The sequence below is a fragment of the Mycobacteroides abscessus ATCC 19977 genome (assembly GCF_000069185.1).
Lineage (GTDB): Bacteria > Actinomycetota > Actinomycetes > Mycobacteriales > Mycobacteriaceae > Mycobacterium > Mycobacterium abscessus.
The window spans coordinates 552,445-572,430 of the sequence record NC_010397.1; the positions used below are offsets into that span (position 1 = coordinate 552,445).

Sequence of the window (19,986 nt, forward strand, 5' to 3'; positions counted from 1 at the left end):
GGCACCGGCGAATGACCGCACCTGGTGGTACGGCCGCGGTGGCAGGTCTTCGGACTCGTGGACACGAGGCGTCGCACGCCTCACCTACCAGCGGCTGCTTCCCGGGCCTGGGCCCAGTGCAATACGTGCCGCCGTCGTTTCCACTCACCGCTGCGGGGCAGCTCCGGATTCACACCGGATTCCCTCTTGCGATCCCCGGAAGCATTCCTCGGTGCTTCGGAGAAACCAACGCGGCGCCAAAACTATCACTCGAACGCGCAGACCAGGCGCGTCGACTAAGCTCAAGGCGTCCTTCGACAAGACGGGAACCTGGTGTGATTCCAGGACGGTCGCGCCACTGTGAAAGTCAGACCCCGCTGTCGAGCAGAACAGATCGGGACGCGGTATCCCGAAAAGGAGCAACATGGCACACACAACGTCCGTCAGCCGCCCGGTTGCGGTGTCTATCCCTCAGGCCGCGCTGTGGCTGAGCCTGACCACTCTCTTCGGGCTGCTGGCCTACTACTTCATCGGCATCGACCAGGGTGCGGTATCGATCTTCGGTAGCGATATGCACGTTCACGAGTTCGTGCACGATGCGCGTCACCTGCTGGGCTTCCCCTGCCACTGACGGCCAGGGCGAGCGAACCTCATGGAAAAGTCAATAATCCTGCGCGGCTTGGGCTTCGGCGCAGTTGGTGGGCTGTTGTCTTTCATCTTCGGATGGATATTCGTCGAGCCCGTCATCAATAGGGCGATCGCTTACGAAGACGGGCGGGGCGAGGTGCAGGCCGCGCTTGACGCGGCGGCCGGAGTCCACGTCCATCACGAGGGCGCGGAACTGTTCAGCCGGTTCGCGCAGGCCAATGCGGGCCTGGCCCTTGGGGTCATCGGATTCGGAATCGCGATGGGCGCACTGTTCTCGGTGGCCTACGTGGTGGCGATCGGACGGGTGGGCAACCTGAGCCCGCGTGCGTTGGCGCTCTCGGTGGCCGGTGGCCTGTTTCTGGTGCTGTACGTGGTGCCGTTCCTGAAGTTTCCGGCCAACCCGCCGGCGGCAAGTGCCGAAGGCACCATCAAGGAGCGCACCGGATACTTCGTGCTGATGATCCTGGTCGCGGCCATCGCGTTGGCGGCGGCGCTGTGGGTCGGCCGGAAACTCACCGCACGGATGGACACCTGGTCGGCCACGTTGCTGGCGGCCGCGGTGTTCGTGGTGCTGGTGGGACTCGTCATGGCAATCACGCCCGGATTTGTCGAGGCGCCGCAACCACTGCTGGACGCCGACGGGAAGATCGTCTATCCGGGATTCCCGGCACACGACCTCTACCTGTTCCGGCTGTATTCGTTCACCACCCAGGCAATCATGTGGGCCACCATCGGTATCGGCTTCGCGACGGTGATCTCGCGTAAGCCTGTCGACACCCCGGCTGCCGTTTAGCTCGCCGGAGGTGCCGGGCGCTCATGGAGTCTGCTGGTGTTCGCGCAAGCGCTCATGGAGTCGGATGGTCTTCGCGCAAGCGCTCATCCCAGCTTCTTGAAGACGCCCTTGGCCAGGCCGATGACCCATCCGGCCGCGCCAGGGCCGAAGGCGCGATCCCAATTGAGTTGGAAGCTGACCACATACGGTTGCCGGGTGCGGTCCTCGGCGTACCAGCTGAAGGTCAGGTCACCGGGTAGGTTGCCGCCCTTGGCGCCGATGTAGCGCCAGTTTTCGCTGTGCAGATCGATGCCGGGTTCCGCGGCCAGGATGTCACGTACCGGTGCTGCCGGGCCGACGGCGACCTTCTGCAAGGCCGCGTGCACACGGCAGATGTCTTCGGCGCTGCCGTACCACTCGATGCCGTATTTGGATGCGGGCGTGGTGGTCCGGTCCGGGTCCAGCTTGTAGTCGTGCGTGTCGGCTTCGGCGAGCATGCGGCCGCGCTGCTCGGGTGTCGTGGCGTCCTTCCACTGTTGACGCACATCGGGGATGCCCCAGCCGATATTGAACAGCTCGTGCATGGTGGGGAACGGAGTCATCGATGCGGGGTCATGATGCCCGGCATCGGCGAGAGCCTTCTCGATCGCGTGGCGGCCGACACGGTTGATCAACATGTCGGTGCCCATGTTGTCGCTCACCGAGATCATCTTCTGGGCGGCGGTACGTACCGACACCGTCGATCCCGTCGGGAGTTTGTCCATCGAGCTGCCGAGCGCCTTGCCGCGGTCGGTGACGGTCAGCTGGTCATCCCATCTGAGTGTGCCGGCGTTGATCGCGGTTCCCGCGGCCAACAGCACGTAAAGCTTGAAGACCGAAGCCAGGGGCATCGCTTGGGACGTGTTGGTTCCGGCGATCTGCTGGCATTGCCCGTCGACGATCTTGGAGGCCCGGTAGGAGTACCGGCCGCCGGACGCCGATAACGCGGCATCCACATCGGACCAGTTGGCAATGGTCGGTGGCTGCTGGTACGGCACCAGCCGGTCCACATCGCCCTTGTCATTGGTGCGTAGTCCGATGTCCACATTGGCGCCGTAGGGCGCGATCAAGTGGACGGTGGAGCTGTTCGCCCCGAGATCCACCGAGCTGACCTTGTAAGGACGGTCGACCCACAGCTTGGTCATGATCTCGGTGTAGTCGTCGACCTTGTTGGCGGCGGCCATCGTCGCCACACCCTGCTTGCCGATCGGCCAGTTCGAGTTGAGCATGTCGATCAGCTGTTGCGACCGCAGGCCCGGCGGCGTGCTGGTATCGACATCACCGTGGGGTACCTGGCGCAGCTTGATGCCGCACCCCGCCGTGCCACCCAGTGCCAGAGTCACCGCGGCCACCGTGCACACGGAAACGGCGCGCGTCATACGCGCGCGTAGCGAACCCTCGTTCACGCCTTGGCGGCGGCCCCGGTCACGTCGAGCACAACCTCGAACTCCAACAGGTGAGCGCCCGTGGCCACGGGTTTGGCCTGCTGGCCGGCGTGTGCTTCGACCGCCGGACCGGTGGCCCAGGCCTGGAAGGCCTCCTCGGACTCCCACTGGGTGACCACGAAGTACCGGTCCTCGCCCTTCACGGGGCGAAGTAGCTGAAAGCCCAGGAATCCGGGCTGGTTCTCCACAGCCCCGGCCCGGTGAGCGAACCGCTTCTCCAGCTCCGGACCTGCACCTTCGGGGATCTCGATTGCGTTGATCTTCACCACGGACATGGGACAAGGCTACCGGTCCGGCGAAGTGATGGAGGCAGGCATCATGAGTGGCATGCAGCGCGACCACATCACCGATCACGGCGGGCATGCCGACGGCCCCACGCTGGTGCTGGTGCATGGGCTGATGGGCCGGGGCACCACCTGGTCGCGGCAACTACCGTGGCTACGTGGCCTCGGCCGCGTCTACACCTACGACGCACCGTGGCATCGCGGTGGTGACGTCCGTGATGCACAACCGGTTTCGACGGAGCGCTACGTGGACGCGCTGGCCGAGGCGGTGCGGTCGGTGGGTGCACCGGTGGTGCTCATCGGGCACTCGATGGGTGGGTTGCACTCGTGGTGCCTGGCCGCGCAGCGCCCCGATCTGGTGTCCGCCCTGGTGGTTGAGGATATGGCGCCGGATTTCGTGGGCGGGACGACCGGCCCGTGGGAGCCCTGGCTGTATTCGTGGCCGGAGGTCTTCACCTCCGCCGGGGAATTCACCGCGCGCTTCGGCGAGATCGCGGGCCGCTACTTCCGGGAGGCGTTCGATCGCGTTGACGATGGCTGGAGGCTGCACGGGCCCATCGAGGAATGGATATCCACGGCCGCCGAGTGGGGAGTTCGCGACTTCTGGGACCAGTGGCGAGCGGTTCAGTGCCCGGCGCTGCTGCTGGAGGCCGACGACACGGTGACCCCGGCCGGGCAGATGCAGAAAATGTCCGAAATAGGGCGGCGAACAACGTATTTCAAGATCGCCGGCTCGGGACATCTGATGCACGACGATTCACCGAAGCTTTACCGCAGCGCCGTCTCCGACTTCCTCGCGGCGCCGGGTGCGCCAGGGGCGTCGGTCGTAGCCTGAAGCGATGAGCCCGCTGACCCGCCGCCGCCTGCTCACGTCGGCGGCGGGCACCGCGGCGTTCAGTGCCGCCGTCTCGCTCATGCCCGCCAACCTCCAGCGTGTCCTGGCCCAGCCGGCACCCAGAAGCGGTTCGCTCAGGGACGTCGAGCACGTGGTGGTCCTCATGATGGAGAACCGGTCCTTCGATCATTACTTCGGCACCCTGTCCGGTGTCAGGGGCTTTGACGACCCGACCGCCGTCACCCTCTCGACAGGTAAATCCGTCTTCCATCAGCCCGACCCGCAGAACCCCGACGGTTACTTGCTGCCCTTCCACCTCGACACCGCGGTGAACAGCGTGCAGAAGATCCCCACGACCAGTCACGCCTGGTCGGTGCAGCACGACTCGTGGAACCACGGGAAGATGGACAACTGGATGGCTGCTCATCGCAAGGCCGACGGTGAGCATTACCCGTATGTGATGGGCTATTACGAGCGGGCGGACATTCCCTTTCATTTCGCGCTCGCCGAGGCGTTCACCGTCTGCGACAACTTTCACTCCTCGGTGATGGGGCCCACCTGGCCCAACCGGATGATGTGGATGACCGGCACCATCGATCCCGACGCCGCGCACGGCGGCCCGATCATCCGGAATACCCCCGTGTCCGGTGGCTATGGCTGGACCACCTACGCCGAACGGCTGGAGGCCGCCGGTGTGAGTTGGCGCGTGTATGCCGAAGAGGACGACTACGGCGGCTGCAATGTGTTGAAGCTATTCAGCCGCTTTCAGCGGAGTAGACCCGGGGAACCCTTATACGACAAGGGGATAGCCCCCGTACGTGCCACGCAGTTCGAAGACGACGCGCGAGCGGGAAGATTGCCCGCGGTGTCCTGGCTCATCATGACGAGCACCGCGAGTGAACATCCGGACTATCGGCCGGCCGATGGCGCGGCGTACATCGCGAGCAAGATTGACGCGATCGCCGCCAACCCCGAGGTGTGGGCCAAGACGGTATTCATCCTCAACTACGACGAGAACGATGGCCTGTTCGACCACGTGGTGCCGCCGACGCCGCCGCCCGGTACTCCCGGAGAGTGGGTCAAGGGTGTGCCGATAGGCGGCGGATTCCGGGTGCCGGCCATCGTGATTTCGCCGTGGTCGGTCGGCGGGTGGGTGGCCGGCGAGTCCTTTGACCACACCTCGGTACTGCGATTCCTTGAAGAGTTCACGGGTGTGCGCGAGCCGAACATCTCGGGGTGGAGGCGCAAAACATTTGGGAATCTGCTCTCGGCCTTCGGGTTCGACAGCCCGGTGCGGCCGGCGCCGGAGTTGCCGGACACCGCTGCGGTGGTTGCGGCCGCCGATCGTACGGACACCCGGCCGCCGCCGGTGATACCGCCAGCGCCGCAGACCAGCCCGGTTCAAGAACCGGGCTCGCGTCCGCGGCGGTACCCACGCCGCTAGTAGCGCGTCCGGATGGCTTCCATTTCATGCCGTTGCCGCTCCAGATCGCGATCCTCGGCGAACGTGCCACCCATCGGCGCGGCAATCCGGAACTGATCGAGATGAATCCGGAATGTCTTGTTGCGCCGGGCGATCCAGCTGAGTGCGATCGCCAGGGCGAAGGGCGACAACATGACGAGGGTGGCGGCGATAATGGCCATGGCGCTCATTGTGTTCGGATAAATATCGCGCCAACAGTGGCGGAATTGACGACCTTCGATAATATTCAGCCATGTTGCGTTCGGTTGCCGCGCTGGTGCTCGATCGGGTGGCCGTATTCGAGTTCGGCGTCATCTGCGAGGTGTTCGGTATCGACCGCGCTCGAGACGGCGTCCCGAACTTCGACTTCCGGGTGTGCGGCGTGGAACCCGGCGTGCCTTTGCGGACCACCGTCGGAGCGTCATTGATCCCCGATCACGGACTTGAGGGTCTGGCCGATGCGGATCTGGTTGCGCTTCCGGCACGTCCGTTCACCGAGGGCTATCCGCAGGAGGCGCTTGACGCGGTGCGGGCCGCCTCGGAGCGGGGCGCGACCATCCTGACCGTCTGCTCGGGCGCCTTCATCGCCGGTGCGGCCGGCCTGTTGGACGGTCGGCGCTGCACCACGCATTGGATGTACACCGACACACTGGCTCGCCAATACCCAACGGCGACAGTGGATCGGGACGTGCTGTTCGTGGACGACGGTGATCTGATCACCAGCGCCGGGACCGCTGCGGGCATCGATGCCTGTCTGCATTTGGTGCGTCGTGAGCTGGGCAGCGAGATCACCAACAGGATCGCGCGCCGCATGGTGGTGCCGCCCCAACGTGCCGGTGGTCAGCGTCAATTCATCCCGCAGCCGGTTCCTGACATGGTGGCCGATGGATTCGGAGAATTGTGCGACTGGCTGATCGAGAATATCGACCAGTCCCATACGGTGGCGGAACTTGCGGCGCGCGTGCATATGTCGACCCGCACATTTGCGCGCAAGTTCACCGATCAGACCGGTGTGACGCCGATGCGCTGGATCATCGACCAGCGGGTGCTGCGGGCCCGCCGGCTGCTGGAGGAGACGGGCCTGGACATCGATACCGTGGCGGCGCGCAGCGGTTTTGGCACCGCGATCTTGTTGCGCCATCACTTCCGGCGCGGTGTGGGCATCACGCCCACCGATTACCGCAAGGCCTTTGCGGTAGCCGCGCGCTAGCCGCCCTCGCCGGCCAGCGCGAACCGGCCGTCTGCCGTCTGTTCCACCAGCCCGTCGACCAGAAGCGAATCCAGCGCCCGGTCACGCTGCGTGATATCGGAGAGCCACGCCACGTCGAGTTGGGCCCTCGTCACCGGAATGCTGCTGCCGCGCAGAACATCCAGTAGCCGCCCACGCACCTGACGATCGGTACCGGCGTATTTCTGTACGGGGCGTGCCGGGGCATCCAGCGGGGGCTGGCCCGCCTCATGCCATGCGCAAGAGCTCAGCGGACACATCGGGCATTGCGGGGTGCGGGCCGTGCATACCAGGGCGCCCAACTCCATGAGTGCCGCCGAAAAGCGGGCACCGTTCTCTGTTGGTAATAGTGCCTCGGCGTCGCGCAGGTCGCGTGCCGAGGGCGCCGAGTCGGCGACGCCGTGCACCACCCTTGCGATGACGCGGCGAACATTGGTGTCCACCACAGGAACTCGCTGTCCGTATCCGAAACAGGCGATGGCGCGAGCCGTATAAGCGCCGACGCCGGGGAGTGTCAAGAGGGTCTCTACGTCGCCGGGCACCTGGTCGTCGTAGTCGCGGGCCAGTACCGTCGCGCACTCGTGCAGACGCATGGCGCGGCGGGGATAGCCGAGCTTTCCCCATGCGCGTAAGACCTCTGCCACAGAGGTTTTCGCCATCGCGGACGGAACCGGCCACCGCGCTACCCATTCGCGCCACACCGGCTCGACCCGGGACACGGGCGTTTGCTGCAGCATCACCTCGCTGATGAGGATGTGCCACGGTGTCGCCTCGGGCCGGCGCCACGGCAGATCCCGTTCGGCAACATCGAACCAGCCCAAAAGTTCCTCAGGGCACAATGTCGGGTATGGCATCTGATCCGAAGTCCGCCTGGAAGGCACTCAAAGAGGGTAACCAGCGTTTTGTCGGGGGTTTTCCGCAGCATCCGAGTCAGAGCGTTACGCGGCGGGCGGAGTTGGCCAATGGTCAGAACCCGCAGGTCATGTTGTTCGGGTGCTCGGATAGCCGGGTGGCTGCGGAGATCATTTTCGATCAGGGTCTGGGCGATATGTTCATCGTGCGTACTGCCGGTCAGGTGATCGACTCGGCTGTGCTCGGTTCTATTGAGTATGCGGTGGCGGTTTTGGGGGTGCCGTTGATCGCGATCTTGGGTCATGACTCCTGTGGTGCGGTGGGGGCCACGCTCGATGCGCTGGATACCGGTGAGGTTCCGGGTGGATATATCCGGGATTTGGTGGTGCGGGTGATGCCCTCGATCCTGGGCGGGCGCAAGGACGGGTTGTCGCGGGTCGATGAGTTCGAGGCCCGTCATGTCGAGGAGACCGGCACCAAGTTGTTGCAGCGTTCGCAGGTGGTGGCTGATGCGGTCAAGGCCAAGAAGCTGGCCATTGTGTATCTGACCTACAAACTGGCCGACGGACGCGTCGTGCTCCACGGCCACGTCGGCGATATCGGCGAGTAGAGATATAAAACCCCAGGTCAAGGCGCTTTCGGCAAACATCACATGGCATCTTGACGCCTGTGATGGGAGAATTAGAACGAATGCAGATTTCTCTGGGGGAGGGATGGGTAGTTCGGTGTGTACGTTGCTGCCACGCGGGGGTGGCGACTGATGAGCCGCGACACGGGTCGCAGGCGGCCAAAACACGCACTACCTAAATCGAATAAGCGCTGGTCAGTTAGTAAAACCGCGGCCGCGCGGACCATTTTCGCGCTGCTGGCCTGCGGCAGTTTGGTAGTAACCGGTGCGGGCTGGCAGGTCTTCTACAAGGCGTTCAGTCATGTGCCCACCTCCGGAGCGGAGGCCGAGGGCGGCAAGTCCAGCGACGGCTCCATGAACATGCTGCTGATCGGTCTGGACTCGCGGAAGGACCAAGACGGCAACGACCTGCCCAGGGCGGTCCTGAACCAGCTGCACGCGGGCGATTCGGATGCCGGTGGCTACAACACCAACACCCTGATCCTGGTGCACGTGGGCGCGGACAACAAGGTCACCGCGTTCTCGATCCCTCGTGATGACTGGGTGCCCGCAGAAGGCATACCCGGCTACAAGCACATCAAGATCAAGGAAGCCTATGGCCTCACCAAGGCCAATGAGGCGGACAAGCTCGTCAACGAGGGCATCACCGACCAAGCGACGCTGGAGCAGCAGAGCCGTGAGGCCGGTCGGCGCGCCACGCTCAATGCCGTACACCGGCTGACCGGTCAGCCCATCGATTACTTCGCAGAGGTCAACCTGGTCGGCTTCTATGACCTGGCTTCCGAGCTCGGCGGCATCACCGTCTGCCTGAACAACGCCGTCTACGACAGCTACTCGGGTGCCAACTTCCCCGCCGGGGAACAGACCCTCAACGCCTCCCAGGCCCTGGCGTTTGTACGTCAGCGTCATGGGCTGGAAAACGGCGATCTGGACCGCACCCACCGTCAGCAGGCGTTTCTGATCTCGGTGATGCAGCAGCTCCGCAATGCGGGCACCCTTACCGACATCACCAAGCTGAACGGGCTGATGAACGTCGTCCACAAGGATGTCGTGCTTTCGAAGGGCTGGACCGAGAAGCAGTTCCAGCGCCTCGGGCAGATCGCCGACGGCAACGTGAACTTCCAGACGCTGCCCGTGGTGCGATACGACAACATCAACGGTGCGGACGTCAATATCGTGGACCCGGTAGCGATTCGGGCCAAGGTGGCAGCCGCGTTCAAGGGCGAGGACGCCGCCCCCGCCTCCGCCGCGACGACACCAACCAGCACCGTCGATGTCGTGAACGCCACCTCTACATCCGGCCTGGCATCGACGGTGTCATCTGCACTGGTCAGCCGTGGTTATACCAAGGGCGATGTGCGGGATCCGCTGAGTGGCGAATCAACCGGCACCGCCATCGATTACGGTGTCGGCGCCGACGCGGATGCCAAGGCGATGTCCACCATGTTGGGTATCGAGACAGAGCCCGTCGCGGATCCCACGTTGGCGCCCGGACGAATTCGCGTCATGTTGGGCACCGGGTACTCCGCGCCCAGTGACGTCCTGAGCGCTGAGGACAGCGGGACCGCGAGCTCGATGTCCAGCTCGTCCAGTTCGGGGGCGTCCGGAGACTATGCGCCGCCGGACTCGGGAAAGCCCGTGGTCAGCAGCAACAGCGGCGTCCCTTGCGTGAACTAGCCCGGACGACCTTAAAGCACGCTCCGGTAGCCCCCCCAAAAAATAGCCCCAATAGCCCCCAAATAGCACTGTGACGTGTGTGTAGCTCGCCGACACGCCGAGCGAGGTCGGCCATCCCAAAGTGACCTGCGCTTACCGTTGAATCGTGATGGACATGCACCCTTCAGGCCCGCTGCCTTCTGAGATCTATTGGCGGCGCCGCGCGCTCGCGATCGGCGTGGTGGTGGTCGTGGTCGCCATCGTTGCGGCGGTGATCTTCGCGTTGGTCGGCGGCAGTGCCGGAGCCGATACAAAGGCTGCCGAGAAGCCCGCCGAATCCGCCGCCCCCGCCGGCAAGCCGGTCATCTTGCCGCCCAATGAGATCAACAAGCCCGCCGACAAACCAGCGGAGGCTCCGGTTCATGACGGGCCGCCGATCGCCAAGCCGGAGTTGGTGCCGCCGGTGGCGCTGAACCCCGGGGACGACTGCCCCGACGCGACGCTCGCGGTGAAGGCCTCGACCGACAAGCCCAGCTACCTGGCGGGTGAGCAGCCCAAGTTCACCATGGTGGTCACCAATATCGGCCTGGTGCAATGCAAGCGCGATGTGGGGGCAGCGGTGTTGGCCGCCTCCGTCTTCAGCGTGGACAACAAGCGGATCTGGGCGAACTTGGACTGCGCTCCGTCACAGGAATCGTCGATCAAGAGCTTCAATCCCGGTGAGCAGGTGACCACCGAGGTCACCTGGACCGGAATGGGTTCCGCACCCAACTGCCCGCTGCCACGCCCGGCAATCGGCCCGGGAACTTATTCGTTGGTGGTGCAGCTTGGTGACCTACGCAGTGCACCAGTGCCTTTCATCATCGGCGAGAAGCCGGCCGACGCGCCGCCGCCGGCAGGGCCACCGGCCTAGCCGGTCTGCTCGGTAAGCGTCGACTCGGCAAGCCGGGACAGGCCCTCACGGATGTGTCGGGCCCACATCGCCCCGATGCCTTCCACCGACTGCAGATCGGTCGCGCTGGCGGCCAATAGTCCTTGCAAGGACCCGAATGCCCGCACCAGCCTGTCGATGTGCGCAAACTGAAGCCGCGGGATGTGTGTCATGGCCCGGTAGCCACGGGAGCTCATGGCGGTGTCCTGGGCTTCGACGGTGGACGGGTATCCGAACGTACGCGAGAGCACCGTGAGGTCCAGCAGGTCGGTGTCGGAGAGCGCGTCCAGATCCTCCAGTGTCGAGGCGATCTGCGCTTGTGTAGGTGGTTCGGGATTGGCGTGATAGTCCCTGACCAGTAACTCACGTTCGGTGTCGTTATCGCCGACCAGCTCGCCGATCTGTAGCTTGAGCTGGCGACCGTCTGTGCCGAGCTCGATGACATCGAGCTCGATGTCCTGGCTGATCCGGCGCACCAGCTCCAGACGTTGCGCCACCGTCATGACGTCGCGCAGCGTCACGAAGTCTTCGATCTCGGCGGTGGACAGCGACGAGGTCACCTCGTCCAGCCGGGTTTTGTAGCGCTCGAGGGTCGAGACCGCCTGGTTTACCCGTGACATAACCGTGGCCGAATCCATGACGACGTGGCGGATTCCGGCGGTGTACACGCTCACGATGTTCATCGAATGGCTCACAGACACAACGGGATAGTCCGTCTGTATGGCGGTGCGTTCCGCGGAGCGGTGCCGGGTGCCGGATTCGTCCGTCGGAATGGACGGATCGGGCACCAGCTGCACATTGGCGCGCACGATGCGCGAGCCATCCGTGGACAACACCACGGCGCCGTCCATCTTCGACAGTTCGCGAAGCCGGGTGGGAGCGAACGCGACGTCCAGCGAGAAGCCGCCGTCGCAGATGCTCTCCACCTTGTCGTCGTAGCCGAGCACGATCAGCGCCCCGGTGCGACCACGAAGAATGCGTTCCAGGCCGTCGCGCAGGGGTGTGCCCGGCGCCAATCGGGCCAGGGTTTCCCGCATTCGTGCGTTGGCTTCCGCGTTGTCCATCATGCCCCTCCTCTCCAGGCTCGGTTCGCCGCAGTTAGATTACGTGGTCATGTCGACGTGGATGAGCCGCTCGGGCGAAGACCGGCAGCACCGGATGTTGCCCGAGGGGCTAGAGCCGGTTAGTCGCGGCCCACAAGCGCCCGCTCCGGGCCTGGAGTTGAACCCGGGTTGGCCGCGCAGGTTCAGTCATCCAGGCACCGACGCAGACCTATGGGGCACGCGGTTCTTTGCCGGTGCGGGTGCCGCAGTGACCGGTCAGTTTGAGGTGCTGCCCGAACTCGAGGGTGGGCCGGGCGTCATTCACGGCGGTGTGATGGCTGCGATTTTCGATGAGTTGCAGGGCATTTTAGGCATCGTCACTCAATTGATTGCTGTAACAGCACATTTGGAGATCGACTATCGCAAGCCGATTCCGGTTGGTTCGACGGTGGATTTGGCCGCCGCCGTCGAAGGCCGGACCGGACGTAAGCTCTACACCACTGCGAGCGCGCATATCGATGGAGAACTGGTGGCCAGCTCGCAGGGCATCTTCGTGATCATCGATCCGGACGCCCACTATGGCGAGGGTGCTTCACGGACCCTGGGTATCAGTCCGTAAATTGTTGCGCCAAGCGCAGATTTGGGCGCTTTTCCGGTTCGATCTTGCGTGCTTCGGAGAGCACTTCGAGGGCCCTGCCCACCGTCGGGCAACGCAGCAGGTGCATACCGGCGGGGTGCAGGTCGTCGCCTTCGGGGGGAATCACCGCGTGCGTGTAGCCGAGCCGGGCGGCCTCGGAGATGCGCTTGCCCACGGCGGCGGTGCGGCGGATATCGCCCGCCAGCCCAACCTCGCCGATGAAAACCATATTGGCGGGTAACGCTATATCGGTGTACGCGGATGCCACTGCCATCAGAATGGCTAGATCGGCCGACGGGTCGGTCATGCGCATGCCGCCCACTGTCGCCATGTAGATATCGTTGTTTCCCAAGGGAAGTCGCCCATGCCGTTCCAGCACGGCGGTGACCATCGCCGAGCGTGCGTGATCGAGGCCGCTCACCGCACGCCGGGGTGATGGGTTGGTCGACGTGGTGACAAGGGATTGCACCTCACCGAGCAGTGGCCGCTTGCCGTCGAGGGTGACTGTCACCGCGGTACCGGCCGCCGCCTTCTCGCGATGCTCCAGAAAAAGCCCAGAGGGGTCGGAAACACACTCGATTCCCTTGTCCCGTAGCTGAAAGCAACCGACTTCGTCCGCGGCACCGAATCGATTCTTGATACCGCGCACCATCCGCAACGCGGAATGTTTGTCGCCCTCGAAATGCAACACCACATCGACGAGATGTTCCAGTGACCGCGGGCCGGCGATTGCGCCGTCCTTGGTGACATGCCCGACCAACACCATTGCCACACCCGACGACTTGGCGGCCATGGTCAGTGCCGTAGTCACCGCGCGCACCTGAGTCACACCGCCGGTTACGCCGTCGGCGTCGGTCGTGGACATGGTCTGTACCGAATCAATAATCGCCAGTGTGGGTTTGACTGCCTCGATGTGTCCGAGCACGCTGTGCAGGTCCGATTCCGAAGCCAGGTAGACCTCGTCGTGCACGCAGCCGGTGCGTTCGGCCCGCAACCGGACCTGAGCCGCGGACTCCTCACCGCTGATGTACAGGGCTCGCCCGCCGGAGGCGGCCCATTGATGGACGACCTTCAACAGCAGGGTTGACTTCCCGACTCCCGGCTCGCCGGCGAGCAGATTGACCGAGCCGGGGATGAGGCCGCCACCGAGCACTCTGTCCAGCTCGGAGACGCCGGTGGGCTGATGCCGGGTGGTATCGGTCGCGATGCTGGTGATCGGCACCGCCGCCGAGGCTGGCGCTACCGCGCGAACCGCGCCCAGACCGCCGATGGAGGACAACACCGCGGTTTCGCTGACGCTGCCCCAGGTGCCGCAGTCGGGGCAGCGACCAACCCATTTGGCGGTGGTGTGCTGACATTCCGAACAGCGATATTGCGCGCGGGGTTTGGCCACACCGCGACGTTAGCCGTCGGGTGTGACAAGTCGAGTCAACCTACCGCCGTGTTCAGTCGGGAGGCAGCGGGACGATGCGGTCCTGGCAGTTCACGGTCTTCTCGCCGTCGTTGGACAGCACGGTTTGTCCGTCCACCAGAATCCGGCAGTAGATGTGTCCGGAACCCCAGATGGCCGTCACCTGCTTGACGGTGTCCTTGTATGGCCAGGCCACCGTCACCGACCACGGCAACTTAACGTCGTTGACGGCCTGGGGCGTCCCGGAGTAGTCGCCGTAACTGATGGTGCCGGCCTCGGGTGTCTTGCCTGCCGCCCACACCAGGTAGGTCACCTTGGGAGGTGCGGCCTGGGCGGTCGCGGGAAGGACCAGACTCATGACTGCGGTCGCCGCAGTTGCCGCCGCCAACGTTCGCTTCACGGTGTCCTCCCGGTTCTCGGCTTTGCGCCGGAAGTTATCACGCAGGGGTGGGCAAAGGGGCTGAATCGTCACACCGTGGGAGTCAGGGATTGCGGCTGCATGGGTCGCCGTCCACCTTGCTCAATATCCCGACCACCGAGCCGGAGTTGCCGCGCTGGCAATGTTCCCGGGGCACACCATCGGTGGCGTAGCTGCAGGTGGCCAGATCCACCCGGTCGTCCTCGTCGACCACCTGCCCGTCGATGAGAATCTGGCAGTAGATGCGCGGACCATCTCCGGTGTTGTACCCGGTGACGTTGATGAGTGGATGTTTGGTGTCATCGGTCCACGTGATGTCCTTGCCCCACGGCAACTGTGGGTTCATCGCGCCACGGCGGGCACCATCGGCATCGTTGTAGCCGATGGTTGCCGCGACCAACGGGCCGTATTCTGCCCAGACCCGGTACGTCACGGTGCGGGGCACCGCGTGGGCGACCGGGGCACTGAGCATCGCGCCGATCGTGGCCACCGCCACCACGCAGGTGAAGAGCCGTTTCATGGGCGCAAGCTAGCACGAAAAACGCGAGGGCCCGGGACGGCAGATCGCCGTTCCAGGCCCTCGCGATACGACTGTGCTAGTGCTCGCCACCCTCGTGGCCGCCGCCGTCGATGGTGTGCTGGCGGGGGGCGTTGGGCCCCGCGTCGATAGGCACCGCGACGGTGACCTCTCCGGCCTTCTCGAACGTGAACGTGAACCGGTAGGTCAGTCCGTCGGCCAGATCCTTGGTCAGTGTCAGCTGTGCCTTGCCGTGCTTGATCGCCGGATCAGAAGAGGCCTGCGGCTTGGCTTCTGGCGCCGGGGTCACGGCCGTGGTGATCTCCGTGCTGCCGGCTTCCGGAGCGGCGGTCTCAGGGGCCTTCGCCTCGGCGGGAGGCTCCTGGCCCTCGGCCGAGCCGACGAACAAACGCCCGGTGGCGGGGATGTCGCTGTCACCGCTCAGCGTGACCTTGCCGATCTCGTCGGGCGAGGTGATGGAGGTGAGCTTGTCGCTGATATCCGCGGATTCATTCGCGATGACCAGAACCAGCTCTGCCTTCTGTCCGGCACGCTGCTTGACCGGGTCGGAATTTCCGACGAGGTGAATGTTGCGCAGTGCCAGCTTGCCGAGGTTGGCACTGCCACCGTTGATCGCCGACGACTGGTTCGCGGTCTGCGAGATCTGGCCGGCACCGCAGCCGGTCAGAGCAGTCGCCAACACGGCGGCGCCGAGAAGTGTCGTAACGCGAGTGGTGCTGCGCCGGGACCGGGTGCGAAACACAGGCATCTCCCTGATTCGAAGCGGCTCCGGACGGGTCCGGAAACCACCTGCGGCCGATATGTCCTATAGACAGTAGTAGGTCCCTCGCCTCGACTAAAACAGTGGGGCACCCGGGACGAGCGGCGTGCCCGAAGACGCTCCGGATAAGGCCGCGTCCGGTGTCCCAGTCTGCCGTCGGGCAACCGATGTGACCTGGATTACCGCTCGTGGGGACTGGTTTATGGGCTCTCCGGCAGGGCTCGCGAGGGTTGCCGGATGCACGAAAAAGTCACCATGTCAACCCCGGGGGTTCACCTGGAGTGCCCCTGACCTGCACCGTTGGTGAGCACGTCGAGATACGCCGTGTTAGAATTGGGTATCGAAAGGGGCACGAAACAAGATGATATTTAAGGTCGGAGACACCGTTGTCTATCCACATCACGGTGCAGCGCTGATCGAAGCGATCGAGACCCGAACCATCAAAGGCGAGCAGAAAGAGTATCTCGTCCTGAAGGTTGCCCAAGGCGATTTGACGGTGCGTGTCCCTGCGGAAAATGCCGAATATGTCGGTGTCCGTGACGTGGTGGGACGCGAAGGTCTGGACACGGTGTTCCAGGTGCTGCGCGCGCCGCACACCGAAGAACCGACCAACTGGTCCCGTCGTTTCAAGGCCAATCAGGAGAAGCTGGCCTCCGGTGACGTGAAGAAGGTCGCCGAGGTTGTGCGCGACCTGTGGCGTCGCGAGCAGGAACGTGGTCTGTCCGCGGGCGAGAAGCGCATGCTGGCCAAGGCCCGTCAGATCCTGGTCGGCGAGCTCGCGCTTGCGGAGAACACCAACGCGGCCAAGGCCGACACCATCCTCGACGAGGTGCTCGCAGCTGCCTCGTAGGACCGCGGCGATCGTTCCGGCCGCCGGTCTCGGTGTGCGGCTGGGTGCAAATACCCCGAAGGCCTTCGTGAGTGTCGGCGGCCGGACCATGCTTCAGCGTTGTGTGGACGGCCTGCTCGCATCCGGGGCCGTGGACGAGGTAGTGGTCGTGGTCGGTGCCGATCAGCTCGAGAGGGCCGCTGCCCTGGTGGGCTCCGGGGCCACCGTTGTGCAGGGCGGTGCCGAGCGCACCGACTCGGTGCGGGCCGGTTTGGCCGCCGTGGATGCGGCCGACTGGATTCTGGTTCACGATGCCGCGCGTCCGTTGACCCCTCCGGACATGATCGCCCGCATCGTCGCAGAGCTGCGTACGGGCCGCGGCGCTGTCATTCCGGCGGTTGCCGTCGCGGACACCATCAAATCGATCGACGTTCACGGTGACGTGATCGGCACTCCCGACCGGGCGGGCCTGCGCGCCGTACAGACCCCACAGGGCTTCGCCGCCGACGTTCTCAGGCGTGCGTACGCGGCCGCAGGTGATATCGCCACAGATGATGCCGCACTGGTTGAGCAGATCGGTGAGAGGGTTCACGTGGTGGAAGGCGACCGGTTGGCCTTCAAAATCACCACGACACTCGACATGACATTGGCCGAGGCGATTCTCGGTGCTACGGAAGGCGTCCAATGAACGCATTGCCCCGGGTGGGCATCGGTACCGATGTGCACCCCATCGAGGAGGGCAAGCCCTGTTGGTTGCTGGGACTGCTCTTTTCCGATGAGAACGGATGCGAAGGACACTCCGACGGGGACGTTGCCGCGCATGCGCTCTGTGATGCCCTGCTGTCCGCGGCCGGGCTGGGCGACGTTGGTGCGGTGTTCGGTACCGGACGTCCCGAGTGGACGGGCGTCAGCGGTGCGAAGATGCTGAGTCACGTGCGGGACCTGCTGCACGACAATGGCTTCCAGATCGGTAATGCCGCGGTGCAAGTCATCGGCAATCGGCCGAAGGTGGGTCCGCGCCGGGCTGAGGCGCAGGAGCTGCTTTCCGGCCTGATCGGGGCACCGGTTTCGGTATCGGCAACCACCACCGACGGGCTGGGTCTGACCGGACGCGGCGAAGGGTTGGCCGCGGTGGCAACGGCGCTCGTCACAGCGCTGTAAGCTCGCTGGTCGTGACCGGTCACGTTCCGCTTCGGCTGTACGACACCCGTGTGGGTGCCGTGCGTGACTTCGTGCCGCTGCAGCCCGGGACCGTCTCCATCTACCTGTGCGGGGCAACCGTGCAGGGTCTGCCCCATATCGGACATGTGCGCAGCGGTGTGGCCTTCGATGTGTTGCGCCGCTGGCTCAGCGCCCGCGCTTATGACGTTTTGTTTGTCCGGAACGTCACCGACATCGACGACAAGATCCTGAACAAGGCGGCCGATGCCGGCCGGCCGTGGTGGGAATGGGCAGCGACATACGAGCGCGCCTTCGACGAGGCGTACGAGTCCCTCGGGGTGCTGCCGCCCTCGGTGTCCCCGCGCGCCACGGGGCATATCACCCAGATGATCGAGCTGATCGATCGGCTCATAGAAAGAGGACACGCCTACCGGGACCTCAGAGAGGGCGGCGGCGACGTCTACTTCGACGTGTTGAGCTATCCCGAATACGGGCAATTGTCCGGGCACAAGATCGACGATGTCCATCAGGGCGAGGGGGTTGCCACCGGAAAACGCGATCCGCGTGACTTCACCTTGTGGAAGGGCGCCAAGCCCGGTGAACCGTCGTGGCCCACGCCGTGGGGTCCGGGTCGTCCCGGGTGGCACCTGGAATGCTCAGCGATGGCGCGCACATATCTCGGACCTAGCTTCGATATCCACTGTGGTGGAATGGATTTGGTCTTCCCGCACCATGAGAACGAAATTGCGCAGAGCTGTGCGGCCGGGGACGGGTTCGCCCGTTACTGGATGCACAATGGCTGGGTCACCATGGGCGGTGAGAAGATGAGCAAGTCGCTGGGCAACGTGCTGTCCATTCCGGCTGTGCTGCAACGTGTTCGGGCAGTCGAACTACGCTACTACCTGGGTAGCGCGCACTACCGTTCGATGCTCGAGTACTCCGAGACCGCGCTCGCCGATGCGGTGAAGGCCTATTGCGGTATCGAAGACTTTCTGCATCGGGTACGGATCCGCGTCGGAGACGTGCCGGTGGGCACCTGGACGCCGGCGTTCGCCGCAGCCCTGGACGACGATCTCTCGGTGCCGATCGCGCTGGCCGAGGTGCATTCCACCCGGGCCGATGGAAACCGGGCGCTCGATGCCGGTGATCACGAGGGTGCGCTGTCGGCGGCGGCCAGCATTCGGGCCATGATGTCGATTCTCGGTTGCGATCCGCTTGATGAGCGCTGGGAGACCCGCGATGAGACCTCTGCCGCGCTGAACGCGGTCGACGTATTGGTGACAGCGGAGCTACAGCGGCGCGAAACGGCACGGACAGAAAAGAACTGGGCACTGGCCGACGAGATCAGAGATCGGCTCAAGCGCGCGGGTCTGGAGATCACCGACACGGCCGATGGCCCGCAATGGACCCTTACCAGTAGCGACGAAGAGCAGTACCATCATGGCAGGTAATTCGCAGCGCCGCGGCGCGGTACGTAAGCCCGGCACCAAAAAGGGCCCCACTGTCGGCTCGGGCGGCGTGCGCCGCCGCGGGCTGGAGGGCAAGGGGGCGACGCCTCCGGCGGAGCAGCGCACCAAACATCCCGCCGCCAAGCGTGCTGCCGTCCAAAGGAAAATCGCGGACGCCAAGCAGCGCCGGCTCAAGCAGGGCGATGAGGCCGAGATGGTGCTGGGCCGCAACCCGGTGCTGGAGTGCCTGCGTACCGGTGTCCCGGCGACGGCGCTGTATGTGGCCGTCGGCGCCGACAACGATGAGCGGCTGACCGAATCGGTGGCGCTGGCCGCCGACGCCGGCATCGCGATCCTGGAGGTGCCGCGTCCCGATCTGGACCGCATGAGCACCAACGGATTACATCAGGGCCTTGCGTTGCAGATCCCGCCGTACAAGTACGCGCATCCCGACGACCTGCTGGCGCGCGCTCGTGCGGAGGCACAGCCCGCGCTGTTGGTAGCGCTGGACAACATCTCGGACCCACGTAATCTCGGTGCCATCGTGCGTTCCGTGGCTGCCTTCGGTGGTCATGGCGTCGTCATCCCCCAGCGTCGCAGTGCGTCGGTCACCGCCGTTGCCTGGCGCACCAGTGCGGGTGCCGCGGCACGTCTTCCTGTCGCGCGTGCCACGAATCTGACCCGCACCCTGAAGGATTGGCAGGACAAGGGCATCACCATTGTCGGACTTGACGCCGGCGGCGACACCGAGCTCGACAACCTCGACGGCGTGGGCGATATCGCTGTCGTGGTGGGGTCGGAGGGCAAGGGGCTGTCGCAGCTGGTCCGCAAGACCTGCGACGCCGTGGTGTCGATTCCGATGGCAGGGCCCGTCGAATCGTTGAATGCGTCGGTGGCCGCAGGGGTAGTGCTCGCGGAGATCGCCCGCCAGCGCCGCTGAGCATCTTTTGCCGAAATGACATTCACGCAGGTGTCTCCTGGC

Annotated in this window: 23 protein-coding genes and 1 riboswitch; of the genes, 14 read left to right on the forward strand and 9 right to left on the reverse strand. The window is 64.8% G+C overall.

The genetic code is table 11. The features are described 5' to 3' along the window. Window positions 1–23: 23 nt before the first annotated feature. Window positions 24–245, reverse strand: a riboswitch (cobalamin riboswitch). A 158-nt stretch (window positions 246–403) separates the two neighbouring features. Then, window positions 404–610 carry a CbtB domain-containing protein gene (locus MAB_RS02940; protein ID WP_005065012.1) on the forward strand — a complete coding sequence of 69 codons (207 nt, stop codon included), beginning with the start codon at window positions 404–406 and terminating at the stop codon, window positions 608–610. 21 nt (window positions 611–631) lie between these two features. Further along, the gene (locus tag MAB_RS02945; protein WP_005083436.1) at window positions 632–1,420 is read left to right on the forward strand and encodes a CbtA family protein; all 789 of its coding nucleotides are present in this window, start codon (window positions 632–634) and stop codon (window positions 1,418–1,420) included. Between the two features lie 83 nt (window positions 1,421–1,503). Here the strand turns inward: MAB_RS02945 and MAB_RS02950 are convergent, their stop codons facing one another. Beyond that, window positions 1,504–2,799, reverse strand: coding sequence for a serine hydrolase (locus tag MAB_RS02950; RefSeq protein WP_005092175.1), 1,296 nt, complete (start codon window positions 2,797–2,799; stop codon window positions 1,504–1,506). Between the two features lie 41 nt (window positions 2,800–2,840). Further along, entirely contained in the window at window positions 2,841–3,158 is a 318-nt protein-coding gene (gene mhuD, locus MAB_RS02955) for a mycobilin-forming heme oxygenase MhuD (protein WP_005065009.1), read from the reverse strand. Between the two features lie 52 nt (window positions 3,159–3,210). On the opposite strand from mhuD, the gene MAB_RS02960 reads away from it, so the two are divergent. Together MAB_RS02960 and MAB_RS02965 are read left to right on the forward strand one after the other, a co-directional pair. After that, window positions 3,211–4,002 carry an alpha/beta fold hydrolase gene (locus MAB_RS02960; RefSeq protein WP_005092176.1) on the forward strand — a complete coding sequence of 264 codons (792 nt, stop codon included), beginning with the start codon at window positions 3,211–3,213 and terminating at the stop codon, window positions 4,000–4,002. 4 nt (window positions 4,003–4,006) lie between these two features. Further along, the gene (locus MAB_RS02965; RefSeq protein ID WP_005092177.1) at window positions 4,007–5,446 is read left to right on the forward strand and encodes an alkaline phosphatase family protein; all 1,440 of its coding nucleotides are present in this window, start codon (window positions 4,007–4,009) and stop codon (window positions 5,444–5,446) included. Here the strand turns inward: MAB_RS02965 and MAB_RS02970 are convergent. Beyond that, on the reverse strand, window positions 5,443–5,655 hold the full coding sequence (locus MAB_RS02970) for a hypothetical protein (RefSeq protein ID WP_005098680.1): 213 nt from the start codon (window positions 5,653–5,655) through the stop codon (window positions 5,443–5,445). The two genes, MAB_RS02965 and MAB_RS02970, sit on opposite strands and share 4 nt — an antisense overlap. Before the next feature lie 62 nt (window positions 5,656–5,717). Between MAB_RS02970 and MAB_RS02975 the strand changes: the two genes are divergently transcribed. Then, window positions 5,718–6,674: a helix-turn-helix domain-containing protein gene (locus MAB_RS02975; protein ID WP_005092179.1), complete on the forward strand. Its 957-nt coding sequence runs from the start codon at window positions 5,718–5,720 to the stop codon at window positions 6,672–6,674. On the opposite strand, the gene MAB_RS02980 is transcribed toward MAB_RS02975, so the two are convergent. Further along, window positions 6,671–7,546 carry an HhH-GPD family protein gene (locus MAB_RS02980; RefSeq protein WP_005113145.1) on the reverse strand — a complete coding sequence of 292 codons (876 nt, stop codon included), beginning with the start codon at window positions 7,544–7,546 and terminating at the stop codon, window positions 6,671–6,673. The genes MAB_RS02975 and MAB_RS02980 overlap by 4 nt on opposite strands. On the opposite strand from MAB_RS02980, the gene MAB_RS02985 reads away from it, so the two are divergent. From MAB_RS02985 to MAB_RS02995, 3 genes are all read left to right on the forward strand, one after another. Then, on the forward strand, window positions 7,540–8,154 hold the full coding sequence (locus tag MAB_RS02985) for a carbonic anhydrase (protein ID WP_005085383.1): 615 nt from the start codon (window positions 7,540–7,542) through the stop codon (window positions 8,152–8,154). The genes MAB_RS02980 and MAB_RS02985 overlap by 7 nt on opposite strands. A 150-nt stretch (window positions 8,155–8,304) precedes the next feature. Next, the gene (locus MAB_RS02990) at window positions 8,305–9,849 is read left to right on the forward strand and encodes an LCP family protein (RefSeq protein ID WP_005092181.1); all 1,545 of its coding nucleotides are present in this window, start codon (window positions 8,305–8,307) and stop codon (window positions 9,847–9,849) included. A 148-nt stretch (window positions 9,850–9,997) separates the two neighbouring features. Further along, window positions 9,998–10,741, forward strand: coding sequence for a hypothetical protein (locus MAB_RS02995; RefSeq protein WP_005085390.1), 744 nt, complete (start codon window positions 9,998–10,000; stop codon window positions 10,739–10,741). On the opposite strand, the gene disA is transcribed toward MAB_RS02995, so the two are convergent. Further along, entirely contained in the window at window positions 10,738–11,823 is a 1,086-nt protein-coding gene (disA, locus tag MAB_RS03000; RefSeq protein WP_012296331.1) for a DNA integrity scanning diadenylate cyclase DisA, read from the reverse strand. The genes MAB_RS02995 and disA overlap by 4 nt on opposite strands. A 49-nt stretch (window positions 11,824–11,872) precedes the next feature. On the opposite strand from disA, the gene MAB_RS25365 reads away from it, so the two are divergent. Continuing rightward, window positions 11,873–12,421: a PaaI family thioesterase gene (locus MAB_RS25365; RefSeq protein WP_005097725.1), complete on the forward strand. Its 549-nt coding sequence runs from the start codon at window positions 11,873–11,875 to the stop codon at window positions 12,419–12,421. Here the strand turns inward: MAB_RS25365 and radA are convergent. The 4 genes from radA to MAB_RS03025 all read right to left on the reverse strand — a co-directional run bounded on the left by radA (window position 12,411) and on the right by MAB_RS03025 (window position 15,548). Next, window positions 12,411–13,832: a DNA repair protein RadA gene (gene radA, locus MAB_RS03010; protein WP_005064995.1), complete on the reverse strand. Its 1,422-nt coding sequence runs from the start codon at window positions 13,830–13,832 to the stop codon at window positions 12,411–12,413. The genes MAB_RS25365 and radA overlap by 11 nt on opposite strands. A gap of 52 nt (window positions 13,833–13,884) precedes the next feature. Beyond that, the gene (locus MAB_RS03015; protein WP_005085399.1) at window positions 13,885–14,250 is read right to left on the reverse strand and encodes an MmpS family transport accessory protein; all 366 of its coding nucleotides are present in this window, start codon (window positions 14,248–14,250) and stop codon (window positions 13,885–13,887) included. Window positions 14,251–14,332: 82 nt separating this feature from the next. Beyond that, window positions 14,333–14,788: an MmpS family transport accessory protein gene (locus MAB_RS03020; RefSeq protein WP_005085401.1), complete on the reverse strand. Its 456-nt coding sequence runs from the start codon at window positions 14,786–14,788 to the stop codon at window positions 14,333–14,335. A gap of 76 nt (window positions 14,789–14,864) precedes the next feature. Continuing rightward, window positions 14,865–15,548 carry a copper chaperone PCu(A)C domain-containing protein gene (locus MAB_RS03025; RefSeq protein ID WP_005092184.1) on the reverse strand — a complete coding sequence of 228 codons (684 nt, stop codon included), beginning with the start codon at window positions 15,546–15,548 and terminating at the stop codon, window positions 14,865–14,867. Between the two features lie 379 nt (window positions 15,549–15,927). Here MAB_RS03025 and MAB_RS03030 point away from each other — a divergent pair, with 379 nt between their 5' ends. From MAB_RS03030 to rlmB, 5 genes are read left to right on the forward strand one after another with little or no spacing between them, the layout of a single operon-like run. Beyond that, a complete protein-coding gene (locus MAB_RS03030; RefSeq protein ID WP_005064991.1) occupies window positions 15,928–16,416 on the forward strand; it encodes a CarD family transcriptional regulator in 489 nt (162 codons plus the stop codon). Next, window positions 16,406–17,083 (forward strand): 2-C-methyl-D-erythritol 4-phosphate cytidylyltransferase, encoded by a 678-nt coding sequence (gene ispD, locus MAB_RS03035; RefSeq protein ID WP_074324290.1) that lies wholly within the window; start codon window positions 16,406–16,408, stop codon window positions 17,081–17,083. The genes MAB_RS03030 and ispD overlap by 11 nt, the downstream gene beginning before the upstream one ends. Further along, window positions 17,080–17,556 (forward strand): 2-C-methyl-D-erythritol 2,4-cyclodiphosphate synthase, encoded by a 477-nt coding sequence (ispF, locus tag MAB_RS03040; RefSeq protein ID WP_005064989.1) that lies wholly within the window; start codon window positions 17,080–17,082, stop codon window positions 17,554–17,556. The genes ispD and ispF overlap by 4 nt, the downstream gene beginning before the upstream one ends. 11 nt (window positions 17,557–17,567) lie before the next feature. Continuing rightward, entirely contained in the window at window positions 17,568–19,007 is a 1,440-nt protein-coding gene (cysS, locus tag MAB_RS03045) for a cysteine--tRNA ligase (protein WP_005113149.1), read from the forward strand. Then, entirely contained in the window at window positions 18,997–19,944 is a 948-nt protein-coding gene (rlmB, locus tag MAB_RS03050; protein ID WP_005065566.1) for a 23S rRNA (guanosine(2251)-2'-O)-methyltransferase RlmB, read from the forward strand. Before cysS ends, rlmB begins: the two co-directional genes overlap by 11 nt. Window positions 19,945–19,986: the final 42 nt, after the last annotated feature.